The organism is Sphingomonas sandaracina (assembly GCF_036663695.1).
Lineage (GTDB): Bacteria > Pseudomonadota > Alphaproteobacteria > Sphingomonadales > Sphingomonadaceae > Sphingomonas.
In genome coordinates this window covers 155,142-175,693 of record NZ_JAXOJK010000006.1, presented here as the reverse complement: position 1 = coordinate 175,693, position 20,552 = coordinate 155,142, and the positions used below count along the sequence as shown (strand labels likewise).

Here is a 20,552-nt window from a genome sequence, read left to right as displayed (position 1 = left end):
CCTAAGCGCGGATAGCCGCCCCCTCAAGCGCGCGCGCCAGCAACCGGTCGATCGGATCCTGCAACATCGTCTCGCTCAGCGTCGGCGCATGCCCGACCCCCGGCACCGTCACCAGTTCGCCGCGATCGAGCGAGGCCGCCATCCGCTCCGCCGTCGCCGCCGACAACAGGTCCGATCGGCCACCGCGGACGATCAGCGTCGGCACGTCGCGGAGCGACGCCAGCGCCGGCCACATATCGGGCCCCGCTTCGTTGCCCGGCACGCGAAACGGCTCGGCGATCTTCAGGTCGTAGTCGAGCACGATCCGCCCCGAACTGTTCAACCGGTACAGGCGCTTGGCCATCGCCAGCCAATCCTCGATCTGCCAGTCGGGATAGACGTCGCCGTTATTCTCCGCGACGCAGCGGGCCGCGTGCATCCAGGTCGGAAATACGCTCGCCTTGCCGACATAGCCCCGGATCCGCGACAGTCCCTGCGCGTCGATATCGGGCCCGACATCGTTGAGCAGCGCCGCCGCCATGCGACCGCGCGACGGCCCCGCCATCAACATCGTGACGATCCCGCCGAGCGACGTGCCGAACGCGATATACCGGTCGATGCCCTGTTCGGTCAGCAACGCCGCGACGTCCTGGACGTACGTCAGGGGCACGTACGACATCGGATCCTTCGCATATGCGCTCTCGCCGCGCCCCCGGAAATCGATCGTGATCAGCCGCCAGCGCCCCGCCAGCCGCGCCGCGAGCGCATCGAAATCGCGCGCATTGCGCGTGAGGCCTGCCATGCAGAGGATCGGCGGCTGGCCCTCCTCACCGCCCGGATAGTCCCGCGCGTGGAGTCTCAGCCCGTCATTGGACCACCAATAGAGGTTTTCGTAAGCGGCCATGGTTGCGTCCTTCGGGTAGCGGCCACCATATCGCGGCATGCCCACCCGCCCGCAAGCCTCCCCCGCCGCACGCTATCGTCCCGCAGCCGAACTCCTGACCCTGGGGGACGGCTTCTTCGATCCCGTCGCGCCCGCTGACTTCCCCGAGACGCGGCTGCGCTTCCGCAACGACCGCGCCGCCGCGCAGATCGGCCTCGACGCGCTGACCGACGAGGAATGGACCCGCCATTTCGGCCGGTTCTTGCCGCTGCCCGACACGCTGCCCCAGCCGCTGGCGCTCCGCTATCACGGCCATCAGTTCCGCAACTACAACCCCGATCTCGGCGACGGTCGCGGCTTCACCTTCGCGCAGATGCGCGACGATCGCGGTCGCCTGATGGACCTTGGCACCAAGGGTTCGGGCCAGACGCCGTGGAGCCGCGCTGGCGACGGCCGCCTCACGCTCAAGGGCGGTGTCCGCGAAATCCTCGCGACCGAAATGCTCGAGGCGCTGAACGTCCCGACCTCGCGCACGCTGTCGCTGATCGAGACCGGGGAAGAATTGCAGCGCGGCGACGAGCCCAGCCCGACCCGCTCCGCCGTCCTCGTCCGCCTCAACCACAGCCATGTGCGGATCGGCAGTTTCCAGCGCCTCGCCTATGAGCGCGACGAAGCGGGTTTGCGCAAGCTCGTCGGCTATACGCTGCGCAACCTGTACGACGAGGACGGGGATGATCCCGTCCGCCTGCTCGACCTCGTCGTCGGTCGCACCGCGCGGCTCGCGGCGCGCTACATGGCGGCAGGGTTCGTCCACGGCGTGCTCAATTCCGACAACATCAACGTCACCGGCGAAAGCTTCGATTACGGCCCGTGGCGCTTCGCCCCGACCTGGGACCCGGCCTTCACGGCCGCCTATTTCGACCATCAGGGCCTGTACGCGTTCGGTCGCCAGCCCGAGGCGATCCACTGGGACGTGATGCAGCTCGCCGTCGCGCTCCGACAGATCGCCGACAGCGACCCACTGGTCGCCGCGCTCGACCAGTTCGGGCCGCGCTACCAACCCGAAGTGACCCAGGCGATCCTGTGGCGGCTCGGCGTCCGGCCGCGCGAGCCGGAGGCCGATCGCGACCTCGTCCAGGCTACCGAGCGCGCGCTGCGCACTTCGGGCGTCGGCATCGATCGCTTCTTCTTCGATGCGTTCGGTGGAACCCTGCCCGACACCTATGCCGAACCTTGGGCCGAAGTGCGCGCGGCGCTTCTGTCCTACGAACCGCGCAAGGATCGTTCTCATCCGTATTGGTCGGGCGAACCCTGCAGCATGCTCATCGACGAGGTCGAGGCGATCTGGGCACCGATCGCGGAGCATGACGATTGGAGCGCGCTGAGCGCAAAGGTCGCCAAGATTCGGGTTATGGGCGAAGCACTGGCCCAGTAATCTCCCCCCTCCCTGGAAGGGAGGGGCTGGGGGTGGGTCGGTTTCCGTATGGTGCGACGGTTGCGTCACACGCTGGCCAACCCACCCCCGCCCCCTCCCTTCCAGGGAGGGGAGAGGAAGAGTGCGCATCACCCCAGTGGAAACTCGTCGCGAATCAAGGCAAGAGCAGCGCATGTCCGACGAGATCATCTCCTACGAGCCGGCCACCGGCGCGATCCTCTGGCGTCAACCGATCGGCGACGTCGATGCCGAAGTCGCCTGCGCCCGTACCGGCTGGTCGAGCTGGGCGTCGAAGCCGCTGGCGTATCGGATCGAGACGATGCGGCGCTTCGCCAACATCGTCCGCCAGCGCAACGACGCGTTCACCGACCTGATCGCACGCGAGACCGGCAAGCCGATCTGGGAGGCGCGCGGCGAAGTCGAGAGCGTGATCGCCAAGGTCGATATCTCCGTCAGCGCGTATGCCGATCGCACCGCACAGCGCCGACTCGAGGCGACGATGGGCTCGCGGATCGCGGTCCGTCACAAGCCGCACGGCGTGCTCGCGGTGCTCGGCCCGTATAATTTTCCCGCGCATCTACCCAATGGCCACATCGTCCCGGCGCTGATCGCCGGCAACGCGGTGGTCTTCAAGCCGTCGGAAAAGACGCCTGCGGTAGGCGCATTCCTCGTCGAATGTTTTCGCGCCGCCGGGGTGCCAGCGGAGTGCATCCGCCTCGTCATCGGTGGTCCGAACGAGGGCAAGGCGCTAGCCGCGCACCCCGATATCGACGGGCTGCTGTTCACCGGCTCGGCGCGCACCGGCCTGGCGCTCAACCGCGCGTTCGCGGAAAAGCCCGAGAAGATCCTCGCGCTGGAGATGGGCGGCAACAACCCGATCGTCGTGTGGGACACGCCCGACCTTCACACCGCGGCCGTGCTGATCATCCAGTCCGCCTTCACCACCGCCGGCCAGCGCTGCACCGCCGCACGCCGGCTGATCGTCGATACGAAGCTCTACGATCCGCTGATCGCCACGGTCGACAAGATGCTCGGCCGGATCATCGTCGGCGAGCCGCACGCGAACCCTGCCCCGTTCATGGGTCCGGTGATCGACAACGAAGCCGCCGAACAGCTGACCGAGAGCTTTCTCGAACTGCTCACGCGCGGGGGCCGCCCGATCCGCCATCTCGAACGCCCGGTCGCGGACCTGCCGTTCCTGAAACCTGCGTTGATCGACGTCACCGATATCGCCGACCGCCCCGATATCGAGCTGTTCGGCCCGATCCTGCAGGTCGTCCGCGTCGACGATTTCGACGCAGCGATCGCCGAGGCGAACAACACCCGCTATGGCCTGTCCGCCTCGTTGATCAGCCAGACGCCGGCGCTGTACGACCGGTTCTGGGCGAACATCCGCGCCGGCATCGTCAACTGGAACAAGCCGACCAATGGCGCGTCCTCGGGCGCGCCGTTCGGCGGGATCGGCTGGTCGGGCAACCACCGCCCGAGTGCCTATTATGCCGCGGATTACTGCGCCTACCCGGTCGTCAGCAGCGAATCCGAGAGTGCCCGCGCATCGATCGGCATCGGCCTGAGCGACGGCTGACCGCGTTTCGGCGCGTTCGAAAGCAATCCTACCCCCCGCCAAAGCATCATTCGGTTGCGGTGCAGCGGGTTGCCGTCCATCTCCTATTCCATGGCAAGCCTTCTAGATCCCACCGCCCGCGGGCGCGTCATCCTCGTCGGGGCGGGCCCGGGCGATCCCGGCCTCCTCACCGTCCGCGCGGTCGAGGCTTTGAAGACCGCCGATGTCGTCGTCCATGACGGCCTGATCGACCTGCGCGTGCTCGATATCGCGCCGCCGGAAGCTCAGCGCATCTCGGTCGCCAAGCAGCGCGCACGACACACGCTGCCGCAGGAGGCGATCAACGCGCTGATCATCGCGCATGTGAAGACCGGCGCGATCGTCATCCGCCTGAAGGGTGGCGATCCGTTCGTGTTCGGGCGCGGTGGCGAAGAAGTCGAGGCGGTCCGCGCGGCGGGCCTTCCGGTCGAGGTCATCCCCGGCGTTTCCGCCGCGCTCGGTTGTGCCGCAGAGGCGATGTTGCCGCTGACCCACCGCGACCATTCCAGCGCGGTCAGCTTCGTCGCGGGCCAGTGCAAAGGTCTTAGCGAGCAGAACTGGGCCGGGCTTGCCGGCCAGGGCCGTACGCTGGTCATCTACATGGGCATCGCGTCCGCGACCGAGATCGCCGACAAACTGATGACCGATGGCGTCGCACCCGACATGCCCGTGGCGGTGCTGGAACGCGGGACGCTTCAGGGCAGCCGCGCGATCCGTACGCTGCTCGCCGATCTGGGCGCGATGGTCTTGCGCGAGGCGGTCAAGAGCCCGGCGATCATCGTCGTCGGCGAGGTCGTCGAACTGTCGGATGCCGAAGACAAACTCGCCCGCTGGGCTCGCGTAGCAGAGGACGCCGCCGCATGAAGCTGTTGACCGGAAACGATCTTCCCACCGGCGATGTCGTCTGGTGGACCGGCAACGGCTGGTCGCGCCACATCGAGGACGCGGTCGACGTCGGCGTTGCGGGTGAGTCCATCCTCCAGGCCGAGGAAGGCGCACGTCGCGTCAACGTGCCCTATCTGATCGAGGCGACGCAGACCGACGATGGTCCCCGCCCCGCCCACATCAAGGATCGTATCCGCGCCTTGGGCCCGACGATGCGACCCGACCTGACCCTCAAACCCGCCGACCCGAGTGCCGGCAGCTGGGTAATCTGACATGTATAAATACGACGAATACGACCAGGCGATCGTCGACAGCCGCGTCGACGAGTTTCGCGATCAGGTCCGCCGCCGCCTGTCGGGCGAGCTGACCGAGGACCAGTTCAAGCCGCTGCGGCTGATGAACGGGCTGTACCTTCAGCTGCATGCGTACATGCTGCGCGTCGCGGTGCCGTACGGGACGCTCGATGGGCGCCAGATGCGGATGCTCGGCCACATCGCGCGCAAGTATGACCGCGGCTACGGGCACTTCACCACGCGGCAGAACATCCAGTTCAACTGGATCCAGCTCGACCAGACTCCGGACATCCTCCAGGAGCTGGCGACGGTCGAAATGCATGCGATCCAGACCAGCGGCAACTGCATCCGCAACATCAGCTCCGACCAGTTCGCCGGCGCCGCCGCGGACGAGGTCGCCGATCCGCGCCCCTGGGCCGAGCTGATTCGCCAATGGTCGACGTTCCACCCGGAATTCACCTACCTCCCGCGGAAATTCAAGATCTGCGTGATCGCGGCGGACGAGGATCGCGCGGCGATGCGGCTGCACGATATCGGCATCGGGCTGCACGTCCGCGACGGCGAACTCGGCGCAAAGATCTTCGTCGGCGGCGGCATGGGGCGCACGCCGATGATCAGCCACGAGATTCGCGACTTCGTGCGCGCCGACGACCTGATGAGCTATCTCGAGGCGTGCCTGCGCGTCTACAATCGCTACGGCCGGCGCGACAACATCTACAAGGCGCGGATCAAGATCCTGCTCCACGAGATCGGGCCCGACGAATATCGCCGCCAGGTCGAGGAGGAATTCGCTGCAGTGAAGGGCCTCGGCCTCGATCCCCCGCGTGCGGAACTCGAGCGCATCACCAACTTCTTCGGCGCGCCCGATTTCGAAGCGGGCGCCTCGACCGACATCGACCGCAGCGACCCCGACTTCGCAGTCTGGCTCGACCAGAACGTGAAGGCGCACAAGCAGTCGGGTTATGCGATCGTCAACATCAGCCTGAAGCCGGTCGGCGGCATCCCCGGCGACGCGTCGGCGGACCAGATCGACGTGATGGCCGACCTCGGCACGCGCTACAGCTTCGACGAGCTTCGCGTCACACATGCGCAGAACATCGTCCTGCCGCACGTCCGCATCGCCGATCTGCACGCGGTGTGGTTGGCGCTAAACGAGGCGGGTCTCGCCGAGGCCAATCTCGACCTGATCAGCGACATCATCGCCTGCCCCGGTCTCGATTATTGCAGCCTCGCCAACGCGCGCTCGATCCCGCTCGCGCAGAAGATCGCGACGCGCTTCGGCAGCCTCGATCGCCAGCGTGATCTCGGCGAATTGAAGCTCAAGATCAGCGGCTGCATCAACGCGTGCGGGCACCACCATGCCGGCCACATCGGCATCCTCGGCGTCGACAAGAAGGGCACCGAGAATTACCAGCTCTCGCTCGGCGGCTCGGGCGCGGAGGACGTGAGCCTCGCGAAGATCACCGGGCCTGGTTTCTCCGAGGACGGCGTGGTCGACGCGATCGAGCGCGTCACCGACCGGTATCTGCAGGTCCGCGATCCCGGCGAACGCTTTCTCGACACCTACCGTCGCGTCGGCTTCGAGACGTTCAAGGAGGCGATCTATGGTTGAGTATCCGGACCAGACGCTGCTTCGCTTCCGCGACGACGAGCCGCATGACGAGCCGGCCGTGACGCTCGATTCGTTCATCGGCCAGAGCAACGCTGCCGCCGTGCGCCTGGAAGCCGGCGACGACGCGCGCGCGCTGTTGCCGCAGATCGACCAGCTTGCGCTGATCGAGGTGAGCTTTCCCGGCTACCGCGACGGGCGCGGATATTCGGCGGCGCGGATCCTTCGCGAGGCTGGTTATACCGGCGAACTGCGCGCGCAGGGCGACGTGCTGGTCGACCAGATCCCGCTGATGCGCCGCTGCGGGTTCGACAGCTTCGCCCCGCAGGCACCGATCGACATCGACGTGCTGCGCACGAGTCTCGAACGCTACGACACGCCCTACCAGAAAGCTGCCGACGGGGCCGTCCCCGTGTGGAAGCTGCGCCATGGGTGAGCCAGCCCGCAAGCTCGACATGATCGACCTGACTCCGGCATTCACGCGCGCCGATGCGCTGGCGATGCAGGACCGGTTCGACGGCGTCTCCGCGCAGGAGATGCTGTTCGAACTGCTGGTCGGCGAGTTGCGCGGGCGGATCGCTGCGGTGTCGTCGTTCGGGGCCGAGTCGGCGGTGTTGCTGCACATGGTCGCGCAGGTCGATGTCGACGTGCCGGTCGTGTTCACCAACACGCAGAAGATGTTCGGCGAGACGCTGGCGTATCGCGACGAGCTTTCCGAGAAGCTTGGATTGACCGACCTGCGTGTGTTTCGGCCCGATCCGCGGTTGCTCGCGATCAAGGACAAGACGGGGTTGCGCTGGTCCTACGATCCGGACGGGTGTTGCGATCTGCGCAAGGTCGAGCCGTTGCGGCGGGCGTTGGCGCCGTTCGATGCGTGGATTTCGGGGCGGAAGGGATTCCAGTCGGGGACCCGTACTGCGTTGCCGCGGTTCGAGGAGGATGAGGGGCGGTTGAAGATCAACCCGCTTGCCGATTGGGACAAGGCCAAGCTCGACGCGTATTTTGAAGAGCACGAACTGCCGCGGCATCCGCTGGAGGCGCAGGGGTATCTCTCGATCGGGTGCGCGCCCTGCACCACCAAGGTCGCGCCGGGCGAAGACCCGCGGGCGGGCCGGTGGCGGAGCTTCGACAAGGTCGAGTGCGGCATCCACGCCCCGACCGACTACGACCCTATGATTTGATCTCCTGTCCCTCGCCCCTTCGGGGAGAGGGAGGGAGGAGCCGTAGGCGACGGAAGGGTGAGGGGTAGTTGGGATGAACCGTCGCGAGCCTCATTCCCCTCTCCCTTCCCACCGCAAGTGCGGCGGGCCCCTTCCCTCTCCCCGGAGGGGAGAGGGAGTGGCGTCGGCGCTTCTACCGAAACGGTCCAATGATCCGACGTTTCGGTCCCTCGCCCTTCCGGGGAGAGGGAGGGAGGAGCCCGTGGGCGACGGAAGGGTGAGGGGCGGTTGGGATCCATGTCCCGAGCCTCACTCCCCTCTCCCTTCCCACCGCAAGTGCGGCGGGCTCCTTCCCTCTCCCCGGAGGGGAGAGGGAGACGATAGGATCAATAATCCGCTAGATCTGAGAACTTCGTGATCGTCGGATCGAACTTCATCCGGACCTTACCCGTCGCGCCGTGACGCTGCTTGGCGATGATCAGCTCCGCTAGGCCGTAGACCCGCTCCATCTCCGCCGCCCACGACGCGTGGTCCTCGAAAATTTTCGAGCTATCCCCTTCCGCCGGCCGCTTGGGCTCCTTCGACGCTACGTAATAATCCTCGCGGTAGACGAACCAGACCATGTCGGCGTCTTGCTCGATCGATCCCGACTCACGCAAATCCGACAGCATCGGCGTCTTGTCCTCGCGTGATTCCACCGCACGCGACAGCTGCGACAGCGCCAGCACCGGGACGTTCAGGTCCTTCGCCAGCGTCTTGAGCCCGCGCGAAATCTCGGAGATTTCCTGGACGCGGTTGCCGTCCTTGCTCTTGCCCGACCCCGACAGCAGCTGGAGGTAGTCGACCACCACCAACCCGATCTCGTTGTTATGCCGGCGCTGCAACCGGCGCACGCGCGTATGCAGCGCGCCGATCGACAGGCCGCCAGTGTCGTCGATGAACAGCGGCAAATTCTCCAGCTCGGCAGCCGCAGCCGCGAGCTGCGCGAATTCGGTGCGGCTGATCTTGCCCATGCGGAGCGATTCGGAACTGATCTGCGATTGCTCGGCGAGAATACGCGTCGCCAGCTGATCCGCGGACATTTCCAGCGAGAAGAACGCGACCTTCGCGCCGACCGAATCCTTCGGGGCGATCCCGTCGGCCATGTCGCGCATCCAGCGTCGCGCTGCGTTGAACGCGATGTTGGTCGCGAGCGACGTCTTGCCCATGCCCGGACGACCGGCGAGGATCATGAGATCGCTGTGGTGCATGCCGCCGATCTTCGCGTTGATCGAATCGATGCCGGTCGTGACACCCGACAGGTTGCCGCCCGAGTTCAGCGCGCGCTCGGCCATCTTGACCGCAGCGGTGGTCGCCTGCGCGAACGACTTCACCGTGTTCTCGGAGCCGCCATCCGCGGCAACCTTGAACAGCTCTTCCTCGGCCAGTTCGATCTGCGCGCGCGGATTGACCTCTTCCGAGGTGTCCATCGCGCGATCGACGAGCGTCCGCCCGACCGACACCAGCGCACGCAGCATGGCGAGGTCGTAGATCTGCTGCGCGAACTGGCGCGCGCCGATCAGCCCGGCACCGCTGCCGGTCAGCCCCGCCAGATACGCCGGCCCGCCGAGCTCGCGCATGCCCTCGTCCGCATCGAACATCGGCCGCAGCGTGACCGGCGTCACCAGCATGTCGTTGCCGCGCAGCGTCTTGATCGCGGCGAAGATGCGGCCGTGGACGGGTTCGAAGAAATGTCCGGGCTCGAGCTTGTCGACCAGATCGTCGGCCAGCCGGTTGTCGATCATCATCGCGCCGAGCATCGCGGCCTCGGCTTCGACGTTGCGGGGAAGCTGCTGCGGCTCGGCCGCGGCGGGTACGGGGAATGCGAGAGTTGCCATGCACCGCACCTACGCGATGCTGAGCGTCCGGTCCAAGCGGACTGCGACGGAATGTTGGGATAAGTCGTCTCTGCTTCTCCCCTCCCTGGAAGGGAGGGGTTGGGGGTGGGTCGGTCTCCGGATCACGGAACGGTTGCGGCAAAAGCCGGCCTACCCACCCCCAGCCCCTCCCTTTCAGGGAGGGGAGCGCGGTTCGCTGTTGGCTAGGGTGGCGTTCGTATCAGTGACAGGTCGAATGCGCCCCGCTATCGAACCTGGATGGCCGACCCGCGGATCATCGATGTGCAACTCGACGAGACCAGTCTCGGCTGGCGCTCGCCCGACGTCGAACAGGAGCGGCGGATCGCCATCTTCGACCTGATCGAGGGTAATCACTTCGCCCCGCAGCGCGCCTATGCCGATGGCTATGCCGGCCCCTACCGGGTCAAGCTCCAGTCGGAGGAAGGACGCCTCGGCATCCATATCCACCGCGAGGACGACACGCATCTCGAGACGCTCGTGCTTGCGCTGGGTCGCTTCCGCCGGCCGATCAAAGATTATTTCGCGATCTGCGACAGCTATTACCAGGCGATCCGGCAATCCTCGCCGGCGCAGATCGAGACGGTCGACATGGCGCGGCGCGGCATCCACAACGAAGCCGCCGAGCTGCTGAAAGAGCGCCTCGACGGCAAGATCGAGGTCGATTTCGACACCGCGCGGCGGCTGTTCACGCTGATCTGCGTTCTTCACATCCGCAACTAGAAGACACATGGCTCACGGACTTTTGAAATTCGCGGCCGCGCTGGCCGCGACCGGCTTCGTCGGCATCTGCGGCTGGACCGCCGCGACCGGCTGGCACCCCGACGTCAAGCAATACCCGTTGCAGGGCATCGACCTCGCCGAGAATGCCGGCCCGGTCGAATGGGGCACGGTGCGCGCAAGCGGCGCCGACTTCGCCTATATCGTCGCCACGTCGGGCACCGACCGCCGCGATCCGGGTTTCGAGGCGAACTGGGCGGCCTTGCCCGAGGCGGGGCTGCGACGCGGTGCGGTGCACGTCTATTCGCTGTGTCAGCGGGCCGACGAGCAGGCCAACGCCTTCAACACCTTCGTGCCGCGTGTCGCCGATTCGCTGCCGACTGCGGTCGATATCGACTTTCACGACGACTGCACCGCGCGCCCGGATCGCGCGACGCTGGTCGCCGACATCGGCACGTTCGTGACGATGGTCGAGACGCATACCGCGCAACCCGTGATGCTGCGGATCAGCAAGGCGGTCGACGCGAAATACACCCTGTCGGGCGCCGTACCGCGACCGTTATGGGCGGTGGCGAACGTCCTCAAGCCCGACTACACCGCGCGACCGTGGCGCATGTGGCGGGCGAGCGATTTCCGTCGCATCGATGGGATCGAAGGACCGGTGAACTGGGACGTAGTGGCATCATGACCGAACACGCACTCCACCTCGTCGCGGCCGCGCGCGATGCCGCGCGCAACGCGCACGCCCCCTATTCGCGGTTCGCGGTCGGTGCCGCGGTGTTGCTCGACGACGGCACGGTCATTACCGGCGCCAACTTCGAGAATGCGAGCTACGGCCTGTCGCTGTGCGCCGAAACGGTCGCGATCGCCACCGCCAGCGCAGCGGGCCGCCTGCGCGACATCGTCGCGATCGGCGTCATCGGCGGCGCGATGGATGCGGACGGTCTTGCGACCGGTACCTCCCCCGTCAGCCCGTGCGGCCGCTGCCGCCAGGTGATCAACGAGGCCGCACAAATGAGCCGTCGCGATCTCCCCGTGTATTGCGGCGCGGCGGAAGGCGACGCGGTCCGCACCTATACGGTGTCGGAGTTGCTACCCGATGCCTTCGGGCCGGCCGATCTCGGCATATCCTGAGCACGATATCGCGCTGGATCTGCCGATCGCTCTTCCGAGATCGATGACGGTGACCGCACCGTCCTAGTCGCGAGCCTCGGCGTGAGCCACGATCGCCTCGCAGAGCCGATGCGTTTCGAGGATGTCGTGCGCAGCGGTCGACCGGCCCTCCTTCACGCCCGCGAGGAAATCCGCGCACATGGCGTCGAACCCACGCTGCCGCGCAACGGGTGTCCAATCGCCGCGCCGATGCCGCGTCACCGCACCATCGTGATCGAAACGCTCCGCGAGGTCGACGACGGCGTGTTTGCGGCCTTCGCCGATCAGGTCGATCCGTTCTTCGTCCAGCCCCGAATTGCGCTGCATCGTCCCCACCGCCTGATGACCGCTGCCGCCCAACATCAGCGTCACGCCGGACAGCAGGCCGTTATCCATCAGCGTTTCGATCGTGACCCGCGTGCTGGGCGCCTTCGTCAGGAAAAGCAGCGTATCGACGACATGGATGAAATCGTCGAACACCACCCGTCGCGGCAGGTCCGGCTGGGCGCGGCGATGCTTCTGCATCAGGATGAAGGGGTAGTGTTCGGGACGTAGCGCGGCGTAGTCCGGCGCAAAGCGGCGATTGAAGCCGACCGTCAGCAAGCATGACCGGGCCTCCGCGAGCTGAACCAACCGCTCCGCCTCGCCCAAATTGTCCGCCAGCGGCTTGTCGACGAAGGTCGGAATGCGCCGATCGAGCAACCGCTCGACGATCTCGGGATGCGCCGTCGTCGCGCTGTGGACGAACGCCGCGTCGAACGTCGTCGTCGCGAGCGCGGCGTCGAGGCTAAAGTGGAGATGCTTCAGGCGATACGCGGCTCCCAGTTCCGCCAGGACTTCGGGGTTGCGCGTCGTCAGATGAAGCTCGAGTCCCGGCATGGTCGCCAGGACGGGCAGATACGCCTTGCGCGCGATATCGCCGAGGCCGCACATCAGAACCCGCATCGCCGCATCTCCCGCTCAGGCTACCCGCCCTCCAGCCCGACCCTCTAGCGCGAAAATGCAGGCTGTCGACGAATACGGCGTCATCGCCCTATTGCGGTCGCCAACCATCCGCGCGATGGCGCAGCGCAAAGGGGAATGCGTCTATGTCCGTCATGTCCGACCGCTGGATCCGCGAACGCGCGCTGGGTGATGCGATGATCGAGCCGTTTCACGAGGCGCAACGCCGCGACGGCTGCATCTCGTACGGGCTGTCGTCCTACGGCTACGACGCGCGCGTTGCCGACGAGTTCAAGATCTTCACCAACGTCGACAGTGCGATCGTCGATCCGAAGGATTTCGCGGCGAACAGCTTCGTCGACCGCAAGACCGACGTCTGCATCATTCCCCCCAACAGCTTCGCGCTTGCCCGCACCGTCGAGTATTTTCGCGTGCCGCGCGACGTGCTGGTCATCTGTCTCGGCAAGTCGACCTATGCGCGGTGCGGAATCATCGTCAACGTCACGCCGCTGGAGCCCGAATGGGAGGGGCATGTGACGCTGGAGTTCTCGAACACCACGCCGCTGCCGGCGAAGATCTACGCCAACGAGGGGGCGTGTCAGTTCCTGTTCCTCAAGGGGAACGAGCCGTGCGAGGTGAGTTACGCCGACCGCGCCGGCAAATATATGGGGCAGCGCGGGGTGACACTACCGCGGCTTTGATGCTGGCTTTGCCAGTTTGCAGAGCGAAGCGTCGGGAACGGTTCCTTAGTGGTGAAGTCTCTCATCATGGCAACCCAGCCATCCTGGCTTTGACTGCACCGATAGGGCATTACGAGGGTGGCATCCGAACCTGCACCGGTCTCCGCGCAGGCGCAGTACGGTCAGCGTAGGATCGGTCTAAGTTTGCACCTGCGTCAGACGACTTGCCCGCTAGCGATGTCGCCGAGGTGGGTGAGAGGCGCCCGATGGGACCAGACGTACTCGTGCCTCAAGGCCAACGTGACCGCTTAGGCGATGTCTGGATCATCTCCGTGCTTCAGGGATGAGAGGCGAGCCCAGCCTGTCTAGGCCCGCCCCGGTTGATCAGCGCGTCGCGATCTGTTGCGCGGACCGGGCCAGCCCGCGGCTCGCCAGATCGTGCGACGAACTCACCGCACCCGACGGCAGGTCCATCGCGATCGCCGGCCGCTCCAGCACCGCCGCATACAGCGCGCGCGCTTCCGACTCGCGGCCCGTGCGGCGATACACCGACGCCAGATTGAGCATCAATTCGGGACGCCGGGGAAAGATTTTCCGCTCGGCAACGATACGCTGCTCCGCCGCAGCCAGGTCACCAGCGGCGATCGAGGTATAGCCGGTACGATCGACGGGCCCGGACTGGTCTGCCAATGCGGGGGTCGCGGCACCCAGGGTTGCGAGCACGAACAGTAATGTCTTGCGCATCATCCATCTCCATGACCTTCCCGGATCGGAAGGTTTCATTTTTGTGACACCTGCGTGTCACTTCGATGACTGCCGCACAAGAACATTGATCAAGTTCGCCCCCACGCGTGCAGACCCTGCTGCAGTCGGACGATACGCGTCGTTCAGTCTCAAAACCCGCCCCCAACGAACCCACGGCGCACAACGAAAAAAGGGCGGCCCCGGAGGACCGCCCTTTGGCATCTCAGTAGTATTCGCTTCGATACCGTACGCAGCGCGACTTAGAAGTCGTTGCGGTACTGCTCGTTGCCGATGAAGCCGAGCTTGGTGATCGCCGACCGCTTGATCACGGCCAACGTGCGATCGACCACTTCATACCGCGCCTGCGGATCAGGCTGGAAGTGAAGTTCGGGCTCGGGCGTCATGCCGGCGGACTGATCCAGATACTGGCGCAGCGTGACTTCATCGACCGGCGAACCGTTCCACGAGGTAACACCGGCGGCATCGATCGAGATCTTGTTCTTCTCGGGATTGACCGGGTTCTGCGGCTGGTTCGGGCTGTTGACCGGAAGGTCGACCTTGACCGCGTGCGTCTGGATGGGGATCGTGATGATGAACATGATGAGGAGAACGAGCAGGACGTCGATCAACGGCGTCATGTTCATTTCCATCATCGGCGCGCCATCTTCTTTGCCGCCGCTCATTGCCATTCTATACTACTCCTAAATACGTCCGAGCGATCATCAGCGTTCAGTGGTGCCGCCGGGAGGCGGCTCGGAGATGAAGCCGACGCGGGCGAAGCCGGCGCGCTGCATCGTATAGATCGTGCCGCCGATGCACTTGTACGGTGCGTTCACGTCGCCGCGGATATGCGCCTCGGGCAATTCCAGGTCGGCAGCGTTCGCGCCACCCTGGCGATCGATCTCGGCCTTCAGCTTGACCACGGCCTTGTCGAGCAGCTCCGTCGAGGTGACCGGGCTCATGCCCCAGAACACCGCACAGCTGCCGTCGGGCTTGGTCGTCACCGACAGCGAGACGTTCTCGGGCTTGGTCATCGTCGGATCGAAGCGGACCTCCGGAAGCTTTAGCTGCACTGCCTGGACCGCGACGGTCGTCGTCACCAAGAAGATGATCAGGAGCACGAGCATGACGTCGACCAGCGGCGTCGTATTGATGTCCGATATCGAACTCTCGGTGGAATCGCCACCAACACTCATCGCCATGTGCGAACTATCCTATCCATATTATCGCCACCGGAACCGCCGGTGGAAAGGAAGCGGGGCGGCTGCCGACAGCAGCCCCGCCCTTTTCGCGTCTTAGTTGGCGCGCGGTACGCCACCGGTCTGACCGGCGGTCGTGGTCGTCGTGGCAGGCTTGGCCGGAACCGGCTTGGCGCCCGATGCGATCGACGGGCGCACGGCACCGTTCGAAGCAAGGAAGCCCAGCACGTCGTTCGAGAAGGCCGACAGGTCCTCAGCGATCGACTTGTTGCGGCGCTGCAGCCAGTTGTACGACAGCACGGCAGGAACCGCGACGACCAGACCCAGTGCGGTCATGATCAGTGCTTCACCGACCGGCCCTGCGACCTTGTCGATCGACGCCTGACCCGATGCACCGATCTTCACGAGTGCGCGGTAGATGCCGATAACGGTACCGAACAGACCGATGAACGGCGAAACCGAACCCACCGTCGCGAGGAAGGCGAGACCGCCACCCAGCTTCGAGTTGATCGCGGCTTCCGAGCGGGCCAGCGAACCGTGCAGCCAGTCATGCGCCTCGACCGGATCGGTCAGCTTCGAATGCTGCTCCTGAGCGGCCAAGCCGTCATCGACGATCTGCTTGTAGGCCGAGTTCTTCTCGAGCTTGGCCGAACCTTCGCGAAGGCTGTTCGACGACCAGAAGGCCTGACGGACGCGCTTGCCCTGGCCGATGATCTTCTGCTGCTCGAACAGCTTCGAGAACAGGATGTAGAACGACACGACCGACATCAGCACCAGGATGCCGAATACGGTCTGCGAGATCAGGCCGCCTTCGCGGAGTGCGGCTTCGAGGCCGTACGGGTTGGCGTCAGGTGCGGCGGCCCCGGCCGCAGCAAGAATGGTGGTGATCATGATCGGTTAGTCCTCTGACTATCTAGGTCTATGTCTGAAACGAAAACTGCAGCGCGGTGATGGCACCGATTACTGGGGCGGAATCTTCCACGTCACGCGACGCGACGAACTCGACCGGATCGGGTTGCCCGCCGTGTCCACTGCCGGCGAATACCGACCACGCCGTGTGATCGCGGCGCAAGCGGCCCGATCCAGCGCGGACGATCCGCTCGACGACGTCACGCGGCAATTTTCGACGCGACCCTGGGTGTTGATGTCCCACGCGATCCCGACCGTGCCTTCTTCCTCGGCGCGAAGCGAGCTCGGCGGATAATCGTCGGTCGACACCCACTGTGCGGGATCACCCTTTGCACCGGCCGCCTTGCTGACGACTGGTGGTGCCGGCGCAGCTGGCGGAGCCGGCGGCGCGGGAGGCGCTGGCGGAGCCGTCGGCTGGAACCGAGGGATGATGCTCGACGTGGTCAGCGCGGGCGCTGGCTGCGGCGTCACGATCACCGGCGGCGGCGTCACGACCGTGGTCGGTGGCGGCGGCAGGTTTGGCTGGTCGGGTGGCGGCGGCGGGGGCTCGTCGGGTGGAGGCGGCGGCGGTGGCGGCTCCACGTCGAACGTCGTCATCTTTTCCTGGGCCTTTTTCACGTACTGAAACGCGAGGCCCGTGACGAAAGCGTAGCCCAAGGCCGCATGAATCAGCGCGACGATCACAATCGCGACGATTTTGCCTCCGGACATCTTCTGGTCAGTATAGGCCATTCAGAAACGACACTCCCTTAATCTGCCTGCTCCGTACGCACATGTCCGCACTAAGTGCGCGACGCATACGTCTGCCGTTGGCCGGAATAACCACGGGGCAGTACCCGAGTCCTATCGCCACGTTCTTCGACACGCAAACGCTTTGTCGGACGCAACAAACGTACAACCTCAGCATGGCAGAATTATTTCTGTATCGTTCTGTTCGAATGGCGTAGCTCAAAACGATGAAAATTGTCCTTCACGTTACGGCTTCCGTCGCCATCATCGCTTTGGCGGCGGGACCTTCGACAGCGTCGCAAGCCGCAGTTTCCCCCGGTTATACGACAAATGACGCATCCGCCGCCGGCTCACCGCTGCGCTATTCGGACCTCGCCGATCTGGTCCTGTCCGCACCGGTCATTGCCGATGCGACCGTGCGATCGACGTCGAAGATAAAGCCGTCGGAAGCGCCGGGTCTCGTTTCGGGACAGGTGAGACTGTACGTCGAAGTCGACGTCATAACACTGATCCGGGGCGCAAACGGACTGCCGCCGCGAATCGGCTATCTGCTCGATGTCACCCCCGATGCGAAGGGCCGCATCCCGAAGTTGAAGAAGACCCGCGTGCTGTTGTTCGCCCGCCCGGTCGCCGGCGCCGTGAACCAGATCCAGCTTGTCGCGCCGGATGCGCAGATCGACTGGACACCGGCGGCGCAGGCCATGGTCCGCCAGATCGCGGCAGCGGCGCTCGCGGCCGATGCCCCGCCCGTCATCACCGGTGTCGGCAATGCGTTCCACGTCGCCGGCGCGCTTCCCGGCGAAGGCGAGACGCAGATCTTCCTGACGACGGCCGATCAACGCCCCGTGTCGCTGTCGATCCTGCGCAGGCCCGGCGAACAGCCACGCTGGGCGGTTGCGCTGAGCGAGATCGTCGACGAATCGGCTGCACCGCCCAAACCCGAGACGTTGTTGTGGTATCGCCTGACCTGCGCGTTGCCGGCGACGCTCCCGGATCGAAGCACAGCCTCCCTCGAGGCGGCCGATGCGGTCATCGCGCGCGAGGATTACGCGTTCGTCCTGAACGCACTGGGCCCCTGCGGCCGGACGCGGAAACTCTAGGTCCGCGTCACCGCGCGGACATCGATGATCTGACCGGTGGTCGATCGGGCCTGATCGAGAAAGTCCGCCGCGGCGTCGATGTCGGCCTGACGGGCGCCATCCTCGAAGAACACCGCGTTGACCCGGCAATGCGGCGCACGCTCGATGGCGAGTGGCCCGATCGCGGCGCGTGCGGACGCCGTCCACAACGCGCTTGTGGACGGGCTTGCAACGACGACGATCGAGTCGGCTTCAGCACCGCGGACGCGCGAAACGACGTCGCCATCGACCTCCAGCGTGAGCCGCATGACCCTGCCCGGCCGATCAGCGACGATGACGGACGAGCGTCATGCCGATCGATTCATCTGCCTCGGCGATCGCGAGCTTCACGATCTTCACCTGGACGCGCAGCACCCGTGCATCCTGCAGGAACAGCGTTTCGCAGATGTGATCCGCCACCCCTTCGATCAGCGTGAAGTGGACGCCGCTCGGCAGCGCCGTCGTCGCCGCGTTCTTCAGGTCGAGATAATTCTTCGACGCGGACAACGGCGTGTCGGGCGCGAACCGCTTGGGGCACACCATATCGACGGTGAGCGAAATCCGCAGCGGTTGCGGCAGGTGCGTCTCCTCCGAATAGATGCCGGTCAGGACCTGCACTTCGAGATCGTGGACTTCGAGTTGAAGACTGTCTTCCATCGCCGCGCCTCTAGCAGACGCACGCCGAGATGAAAGTCGGCTCTTCGCCACGGGCCCGGCAGTCCCCGGCAAAAGGCGACGCGACGTTCGGCCGGCCTAATTCTTCCCCGGTTATCCTTGCGTTCAGCACCGCCAAGGCTAAAGCGCGCTGCCCCATTGTCCACGCATCGACGTCACGCGCTGCGTTCGGGGCAGGAGATGCCGGTGATGACGCTCGTCCCCCTCGATGCCATCAATCCGACCGCGGTCGAGATGCTGCTCGATGCCGCCTTCGGTCCGGATCGGTTCACGCGGACCGCCTATCTGATTCGCGGCACCGGCAGGCCGATCGCCGCGCTCAGCTTTGCGGCGGTCGAGGACGGCACGCTGGTCGGCTCGATCCAGTGCTGGCCGGTCGCGCTGACCGACGACGAGGGGCAGCATCCGCTCGTCATGGTCGGCCCGGTCGCCGTCGCTCCGACGCGGCAGGGCGACGGCATCGGCCGCAGCCTGATCACGCAGGTGCTCGAGGCGGCCGCCGCGAGCGGGCTCGACGATGCCCTCATGCTGATCGGCGACCCCGACTATTATGGCCGCTTCTTCGACTTCTCGGCCGAGCGCACCGCCCGCTGGAACACCCCCGGCCCGGTCGAACGCCACCGCCTGCTCGCGCGTGGTGAGGCTGTGCCGGACATCGCCGGTATGCTGGGCCCGCTCATGCCCGAGACCATGCCGGTCGTCGCATCCGCGTAAGGCGCCGCTTTACCTCCGCCCCCTGCCCGCCTAGTCCGCCGCCATGCCCATGGATCCCATTCCCGATATCGCATCGCTGAGCCTCGCCGAGATCGCCAAGCTCGTCGAAGAGGCGAAATTGCCGCCGGTCGAAAAATGGAATCCGACGCATTGCGGCGACAGTGAAATGCGGATCGCGCGCGACGGCACCTGGTATCATCAGGGCTCGCCGATCGGGCGGCCGGCGATGGTCCGGTTATTCTCGACGATCCTGCGACGCGAGCCCGATGGCAGCCACGTCCTCGTCACCCCGGTCGAGAAGCTCGACATCGAGGTCGAGGACGCGCCGTTCGTCGCGGTCGAGATGAAAACCGAAGGGACTGGCCGCGATGCGAAACTCGCCTTCCGGCTCAACACCGGCGATCTCGTCACGGCGGGCTCCGACTTTCCGCTGCGGTTCGTAACCGACCCCACCAGCGAAGACGACGCCCCCCGCCCCTATCTGACGGTGCGCGGCGGCATGGAGGCGCTGGTCGCGCGTCCGGTCTATTACGACCTCGTCGAGCGCGCGATCGCGGGTGGCGATACGCCGCTCGGCATCTGGAGCGACGGCGCATTCTTCGCGTTGGAGCCGGCTTCGGAAATGCCCGCATGAGCTTGACGGAACGGCTGAGGGCGGCGCTGGCGACCGGCGCCGGGTCTCACCTGGTGCTGCTCACCGGCGACCAGCGCGACGGCGATCTTACGCCGGCCGAAACGCTGCTGCCGGCCGCCGTCCTGATCGCGGTGACCGAGCGCGCCGATCCCGGCGTGATCCTCACCCAACGCGCCGACACGCTGAGCCGTCACCCCGGCCAGATCGCATTTCCCGGCGGCCGGATCGATCCCGGCGAGGACGTCGTCACCGCGGCATTGCGCGAAGCGGAAGAAGAGATCGCGCTTCCCAGGAATCAGGTTACCGTGATCGGCGAGGCGGACAGCTATCGCACCGTGACGGGCTTCCAGGTGACGCCGGTGATCGGCATCATTCCCCCCGACCTCGTCTTCACGCCGAGCGAGGCGGAGGTCGCCCACGTCTTCGAAGTCCCCCTCGCCTTCCTGCTCGACGAGGCGAACCATGTCGAGGCGACGCTCGAATGGCAGGGTCACGACCGCCATTATTACGAGATCACCTGGAACGATCACCGCATCTGGGGCGCCACCGCGGCGATGATCGTCAACCTCGCGCGCCGACTCCGCTGGTCGTGAG

At 65.8% G+C, this 20,552-nt stretch carries 25 protein-coding genes; 15 read left to right on the top strand and 10 right to left on the bottom strand.

The features are described from left to right. Position 1: 1 nt before the first annotated feature. Complete coding sequence (locus tag U1707_RS16710; RefSeq protein ID WP_332801184.1) at positions 2-883, bottom strand: alpha/beta fold hydrolase; 882 nt, start codon at positions 881-883, stop codon at positions 2-4. Positions 884-920: 37 nt separating this feature from the next. On the opposite strand from U1707_RS16710, the gene U1707_RS16705 reads away from it, so the two are divergent. The 7 genes from U1707_RS16705 to U1707_RS16675 all read left to right on the top strand — a co-directional run bounded on the left by U1707_RS16705 (position 921) and on the right by U1707_RS16675 (position 7,868). Beyond that, a complete protein-coding gene (locus U1707_RS16705) occupies positions 921-2,297 on the top strand; it encodes a protein adenylyltransferase SelO (RefSeq protein ID WP_332801183.1) in 1,377 nt (458 codons plus the stop codon). Positions 2,298-2,469: 172 nt separating this feature from the next. Further along, entirely contained in the window at positions 2,470-3,882 is a 1,413-nt protein-coding gene (astD, locus tag U1707_RS16700; RefSeq protein WP_332801182.1) for a succinylglutamate-semialdehyde dehydrogenase, read from the top strand. 90 nt (positions 3,883-3,972) lie between these two features. Next, positions 3,973-4,764, top strand: a complete 792-nt coding sequence (gene cobA, locus U1707_RS16695) for a uroporphyrinogen-III C-methyltransferase (protein ID WP_332801181.1) — start codon at positions 3,973-3,975, stop codon at positions 4,762-4,764. Further along, positions 4,761-5,057 (top strand): DUF2849 domain-containing protein, encoded by a 297-nt coding sequence (locus U1707_RS16690; RefSeq protein ID WP_332801180.1) that lies wholly within the window; start codon positions 4,761-4,763, stop codon positions 5,055-5,057. Before cobA ends, U1707_RS16690 begins: the two co-directional genes overlap by 4 nt. A 1-nt stretch (position 5,058) precedes the next feature. Further along, the gene (locus tag U1707_RS16685; RefSeq protein ID WP_332801179.1) at positions 5,059-6,690 is read left to right on the top strand and encodes a nitrite/sulfite reductase; all 1,632 of its coding nucleotides are present in this window, start codon (positions 5,059-5,061) and stop codon (positions 6,688-6,690) included. Beyond that, positions 6,683-7,123 (top strand): DUF934 domain-containing protein, encoded by a 441-nt coding sequence (locus tag U1707_RS16680; protein ID WP_332801178.1) that lies wholly within the window; start codon positions 6,683-6,685, stop codon positions 7,121-7,123. The genes U1707_RS16685 and U1707_RS16680 overlap by 8 nt, the downstream gene beginning before the upstream one ends. Then, positions 7,116-7,868 (top strand): phosphoadenylyl-sulfate reductase, encoded by a 753-nt coding sequence (locus U1707_RS16675; RefSeq protein WP_332801177.1) that lies wholly within the window; start codon positions 7,116-7,118, stop codon positions 7,866-7,868. The genes U1707_RS16680 and U1707_RS16675 overlap by 8 nt, the downstream gene beginning before the upstream one ends. Positions 7,869-8,233: 365 nt before the next feature. Here U1707_RS16675 and U1707_RS16670 read toward each other — a convergent pair whose 3' ends face one another. Then, positions 8,234-9,724: a replicative DNA helicase gene (locus U1707_RS16670; protein WP_332801176.1), complete on the bottom strand. Its 1,491-nt coding sequence runs from the start codon at positions 9,722-9,724 to the stop codon at positions 8,234-8,236. A 258-nt stretch (positions 9,725-9,982) separates the two neighbouring features. Here U1707_RS16670 and U1707_RS16665 point away from each other — a divergent pair, with 258 nt between their 5' ends. From U1707_RS16665 to cdd, 3 genes are read left to right on the top strand one after another with little or no spacing between them, the layout of a single operon-like run. After that, complete coding sequence (locus tag U1707_RS16665; RefSeq protein WP_332801175.1) at positions 9,983-10,465, top strand: UPF0262 family protein; 483 nt, start codon at positions 9,983-9,985, stop codon at positions 10,463-10,465. Between the two features lie 7 nt (positions 10,466-10,472). Further along, complete coding sequence (locus tag U1707_RS16660) at positions 10,473-11,150, top strand: glycoside hydrolase family 25 protein (protein ID WP_332801174.1); 678 nt, start codon at positions 10,473-10,475, stop codon at positions 11,148-11,150. Beyond that, entirely contained in the window at positions 11,147-11,596 is a 450-nt protein-coding gene (gene cdd, locus U1707_RS16655; RefSeq protein WP_332801173.1) for a cytidine deaminase, read from the top strand. The genes U1707_RS16660 and cdd overlap by 4 nt, the downstream gene beginning before the upstream one ends. 63 nt (positions 11,597-11,659) lie before the next feature. Here cdd and U1707_RS16650 read toward each other — a convergent pair whose 3' ends face one another. After that, positions 11,660-12,559, bottom strand: a complete 900-nt coding sequence (locus U1707_RS16650; RefSeq protein ID WP_332801172.1) for a Gfo/Idh/MocA family protein — start codon at positions 12,557-12,559, stop codon at positions 11,660-11,662. Positions 12,560-12,702: 143 nt separating this feature from the next. Here U1707_RS16650 and dcd point away from each other — a divergent pair, with 143 nt between their 5' ends. Continuing rightward, positions 12,703-13,257 (top strand): dCTP deaminase, encoded by a 555-nt coding sequence (gene dcd, locus U1707_RS16645; RefSeq protein WP_055878967.1) that lies wholly within the window; start codon positions 12,703-12,705, stop codon positions 13,255-13,257. A 363-nt stretch (positions 13,258-13,620) separates the two neighbouring features. On the opposite strand, the gene U1707_RS16640 is transcribed toward dcd, so the two are convergent. From U1707_RS16640 to U1707_RS16620, 5 genes are all read right to left on the bottom strand, one after another. Continuing rightward, complete coding sequence (locus U1707_RS16640; RefSeq protein WP_332801171.1) at positions 13,621-13,980, bottom strand: tetratricopeptide repeat protein; 360 nt, start codon at positions 13,978-13,980, stop codon at positions 13,621-13,623. Positions 13,981-14,240: 260 nt separating this feature from the next. After that, on the bottom strand, positions 14,241-14,669 hold the full coding sequence (locus tag U1707_RS16635) for an ExbD/TolR family protein (RefSeq protein WP_443025718.1): 429 nt from the start codon (positions 14,667-14,669) through the stop codon (positions 14,241-14,243). A gap of 33 nt (positions 14,670-14,702) precedes the next feature. Further along, a complete protein-coding gene (locus tag U1707_RS16630; RefSeq protein ID WP_131582452.1) occupies positions 14,703-15,182 on the bottom strand; it encodes an ExbD/TolR family protein in 480 nt (159 codons plus the stop codon). Positions 15,183-15,275: 93 nt separating this feature from the next. Then, positions 15,276-16,070, bottom strand: coding sequence for a MotA/TolQ/ExbB proton channel family protein (locus U1707_RS16625; protein WP_332801169.1), 795 nt, complete (start codon positions 16,068-16,070; stop codon positions 15,276-15,278). A 69-nt stretch (positions 16,071-16,139) separates the two neighbouring features. Next, entirely contained in the window at positions 16,140-16,820 is a 681-nt protein-coding gene (locus U1707_RS16620; RefSeq protein WP_131582456.1) for an energy transducer TonB, read from the bottom strand. Positions 16,821-17,044: 224 nt separating this feature from the next. On the opposite strand from U1707_RS16620, the gene U1707_RS16615 reads away from it, so the two are divergent. Continuing rightward, positions 17,045-17,917: a hypothetical protein gene (locus U1707_RS16615; RefSeq protein ID WP_332801168.1), complete on the top strand. Its 873-nt coding sequence runs from the start codon at positions 17,045-17,047 to the stop codon at positions 17,915-17,917. Here U1707_RS16615 and U1707_RS16610 read toward each other — a convergent pair. Continuing rightward, positions 17,914-18,204, bottom strand: a complete 291-nt coding sequence (locus tag U1707_RS16610; RefSeq protein ID WP_332801167.1) for a Rossmann fold domain-containing protein — start codon at positions 18,202-18,204, stop codon at positions 17,914-17,916. The two genes, U1707_RS16615 and U1707_RS16610, sit on opposite strands and share 4 nt — an antisense overlap. Positions 18,205-18,220: 16 nt before the next feature. Continuing rightward, positions 18,221-18,592, bottom strand: coding sequence for a dihydroneopterin aldolase (locus tag U1707_RS16605; protein ID WP_332801166.1), 372 nt, complete (start codon positions 18,590-18,592; stop codon positions 18,221-18,223). 204 nt (positions 18,593-18,796) lie between these two features. Between U1707_RS16605 and U1707_RS16600 the strand changes: the two genes are divergently transcribed. From U1707_RS16600 to U1707_RS16590, 3 genes are read left to right on the top strand one after another with little or no spacing between them, the layout of a single operon-like run. Next, positions 18,797-19,324: a GNAT family N-acetyltransferase gene (locus U1707_RS16600; protein WP_332801165.1), complete on the top strand. Its 528-nt coding sequence runs from the start codon at positions 18,797-18,799 to the stop codon at positions 19,322-19,324. Between the two features lie 43 nt (positions 19,325-19,367). Then, a complete protein-coding gene (locus tag U1707_RS16595; protein WP_332801164.1) occupies positions 19,368-19,958 on the top strand; it encodes a DUF1285 domain-containing protein in 591 nt (196 codons plus the stop codon). After that, entirely contained in the window at positions 19,955-20,551 is a 597-nt protein-coding gene (locus U1707_RS16590; RefSeq protein ID WP_332801163.1) for a CoA pyrophosphatase, read from the top strand. Before U1707_RS16595 ends, U1707_RS16590 begins: the two co-directional genes overlap by 4 nt. Position 20,552: the final 1 nt, after the last annotated feature.

Bases quoted from the DNA above. Each gene is read 5' to 3' on its own strand.
- astD (WP_332801182.1), top strand. From the start codon at position 2,470: ATGTCCGACGAGATCATCTCCTACGAGCCGGCCACCGGCGCGATCCTC.
- U1707_RS16635 (WP_443025718.1), bottom strand. From the start codon at position 14,669: ATGGCAATGAGCGGCGGCAAAGAAGATGGCGCGCCGATGATGGAAATG.
- U1707_RS16595 (WP_332801164.1), top strand. From the start codon at position 19,368: ATGCCCATGGATCCCATTCCCGATATCGCATCGCTGAGCCTCGCCGAG.
- cobA (WP_332801181.1), top strand. From the start codon at position 3,973: ATGGCAAGCCTTCTAGATCCCACCGCCCGCGGGCGCGTCATCCTCGTC.
- U1707_RS16665 (WP_332801175.1), top strand. From the start codon at position 9,983: ATGGCCGACCCGCGGATCATCGATGTGCAACTCGACGAGACCAGTCTC.
- U1707_RS16650 (WP_332801172.1), bottom strand. From the start codon at position 12,559: ATGCGGGTTCTGATGTGCGGCCTCGGCGATATCGCGCGCAAGGCGTAT.
- dcd (WP_055878967.1), top strand. From the start codon at position 12,703: ATGTCCGTCATGTCCGACCGCTGGATCCGCGAACGCGCGCTGGGTGAT.
- U1707_RS16620 (WP_131582456.1), bottom strand. From the start codon at position 16,820: ATGGCCTATACTGACCAGAAGATGTCCGGAGGCAAAATCGTCGCGATT.
- U1707_RS16675 (WP_332801177.1), top strand. From the start codon at position 7,116: ATGGGTGAGCCAGCCCGCAAGCTCGACATGATCGACCTGACTCCGGCA.
- U1707_RS16690 (WP_332801180.1), top strand. From the start codon at position 4,761: ATGAAGCTGTTGACCGGAAACGATCTTCCCACCGGCGATGTCGTCTGG.
- U1707_RS16670 (WP_332801176.1), bottom strand. From the start codon at position 9,724: ATGGCAACTCTCGCATTCCCCGTACCCGCCGCGGCCGAGCCGCAGCAG.
- U1707_RS16615 (WP_332801168.1), top strand. From the start codon at position 17,045: ATGAAAATTGTCCTTCACGTTACGGCTTCCGTCGCCATCATCGCTTTG.
- U1707_RS16590 (WP_332801163.1), top strand. From the start codon at position 19,955: ATGAGCTTGACGGAACGGCTGAGGGCGGCGCTGGCGACCGGCGCCGGG.
- U1707_RS16660 (WP_332801174.1), top strand. From the start codon at position 10,473: ATGGCTCACGGACTTTTGAAATTCGCGGCCGCGCTGGCCGCGACCGGC.
- U1707_RS16710 (WP_332801184.1), bottom strand. From the start codon at position 883: ATGGCCGCTTACGAAAACCTCTATTGGTGGTCCAATGACGGGCTGAGA.
- U1707_RS16705 (WP_332801183.1), top strand. From the start codon at position 921: ATGCCCACCCGCCCGCAAGCCTCCCCCGCCGCACGCTATCGTCCCGCA.
- U1707_RS16640 (WP_332801171.1), bottom strand. From the start codon at position 13,980: ATGCGCAAGACATTACTGTTCGTGCTCGCAACCCTGGGTGCCGCGACC.
- U1707_RS16610 (WP_332801167.1), bottom strand. From the start codon at position 18,204: ATGCGGCTCACGCTGGAGGTCGATGGCGACGTCGTTTCGCGCGTCCGC.
- U1707_RS16680 (WP_332801178.1), top strand. From the start codon at position 6,683: ATGGTTGAGTATCCGGACCAGACGCTGCTTCGCTTCCGCGACGACGAG.
- U1707_RS16630 (WP_131582452.1), bottom strand. From the start codon at position 15,182: ATGGCGATGAGTGTTGGTGGCGATTCCACCGAGAGTTCGATATCGGAC.
- U1707_RS16685 (WP_332801179.1), top strand. From the start codon at position 5,059: ATGTATAAATACGACGAATACGACCAGGCGATCGTCGACAGCCGCGTC.
- cdd (WP_332801173.1), top strand. From the start codon at position 11,147: ATGACCGAACACGCACTCCACCTCGTCGCGGCCGCGCGCGATGCCGCG.
- U1707_RS16625 (WP_332801169.1), bottom strand. From the start codon at position 16,070: ATGATCACCACCATTCTTGCTGCGGCCGGGGCCGCCGCACCTGACGCC.
- U1707_RS16605 (WP_332801166.1), bottom strand. From the start codon at position 18,592: ATGGAAGACAGTCTTCAACTCGAAGTCCACGATCTCGAAGTGCAGGTC.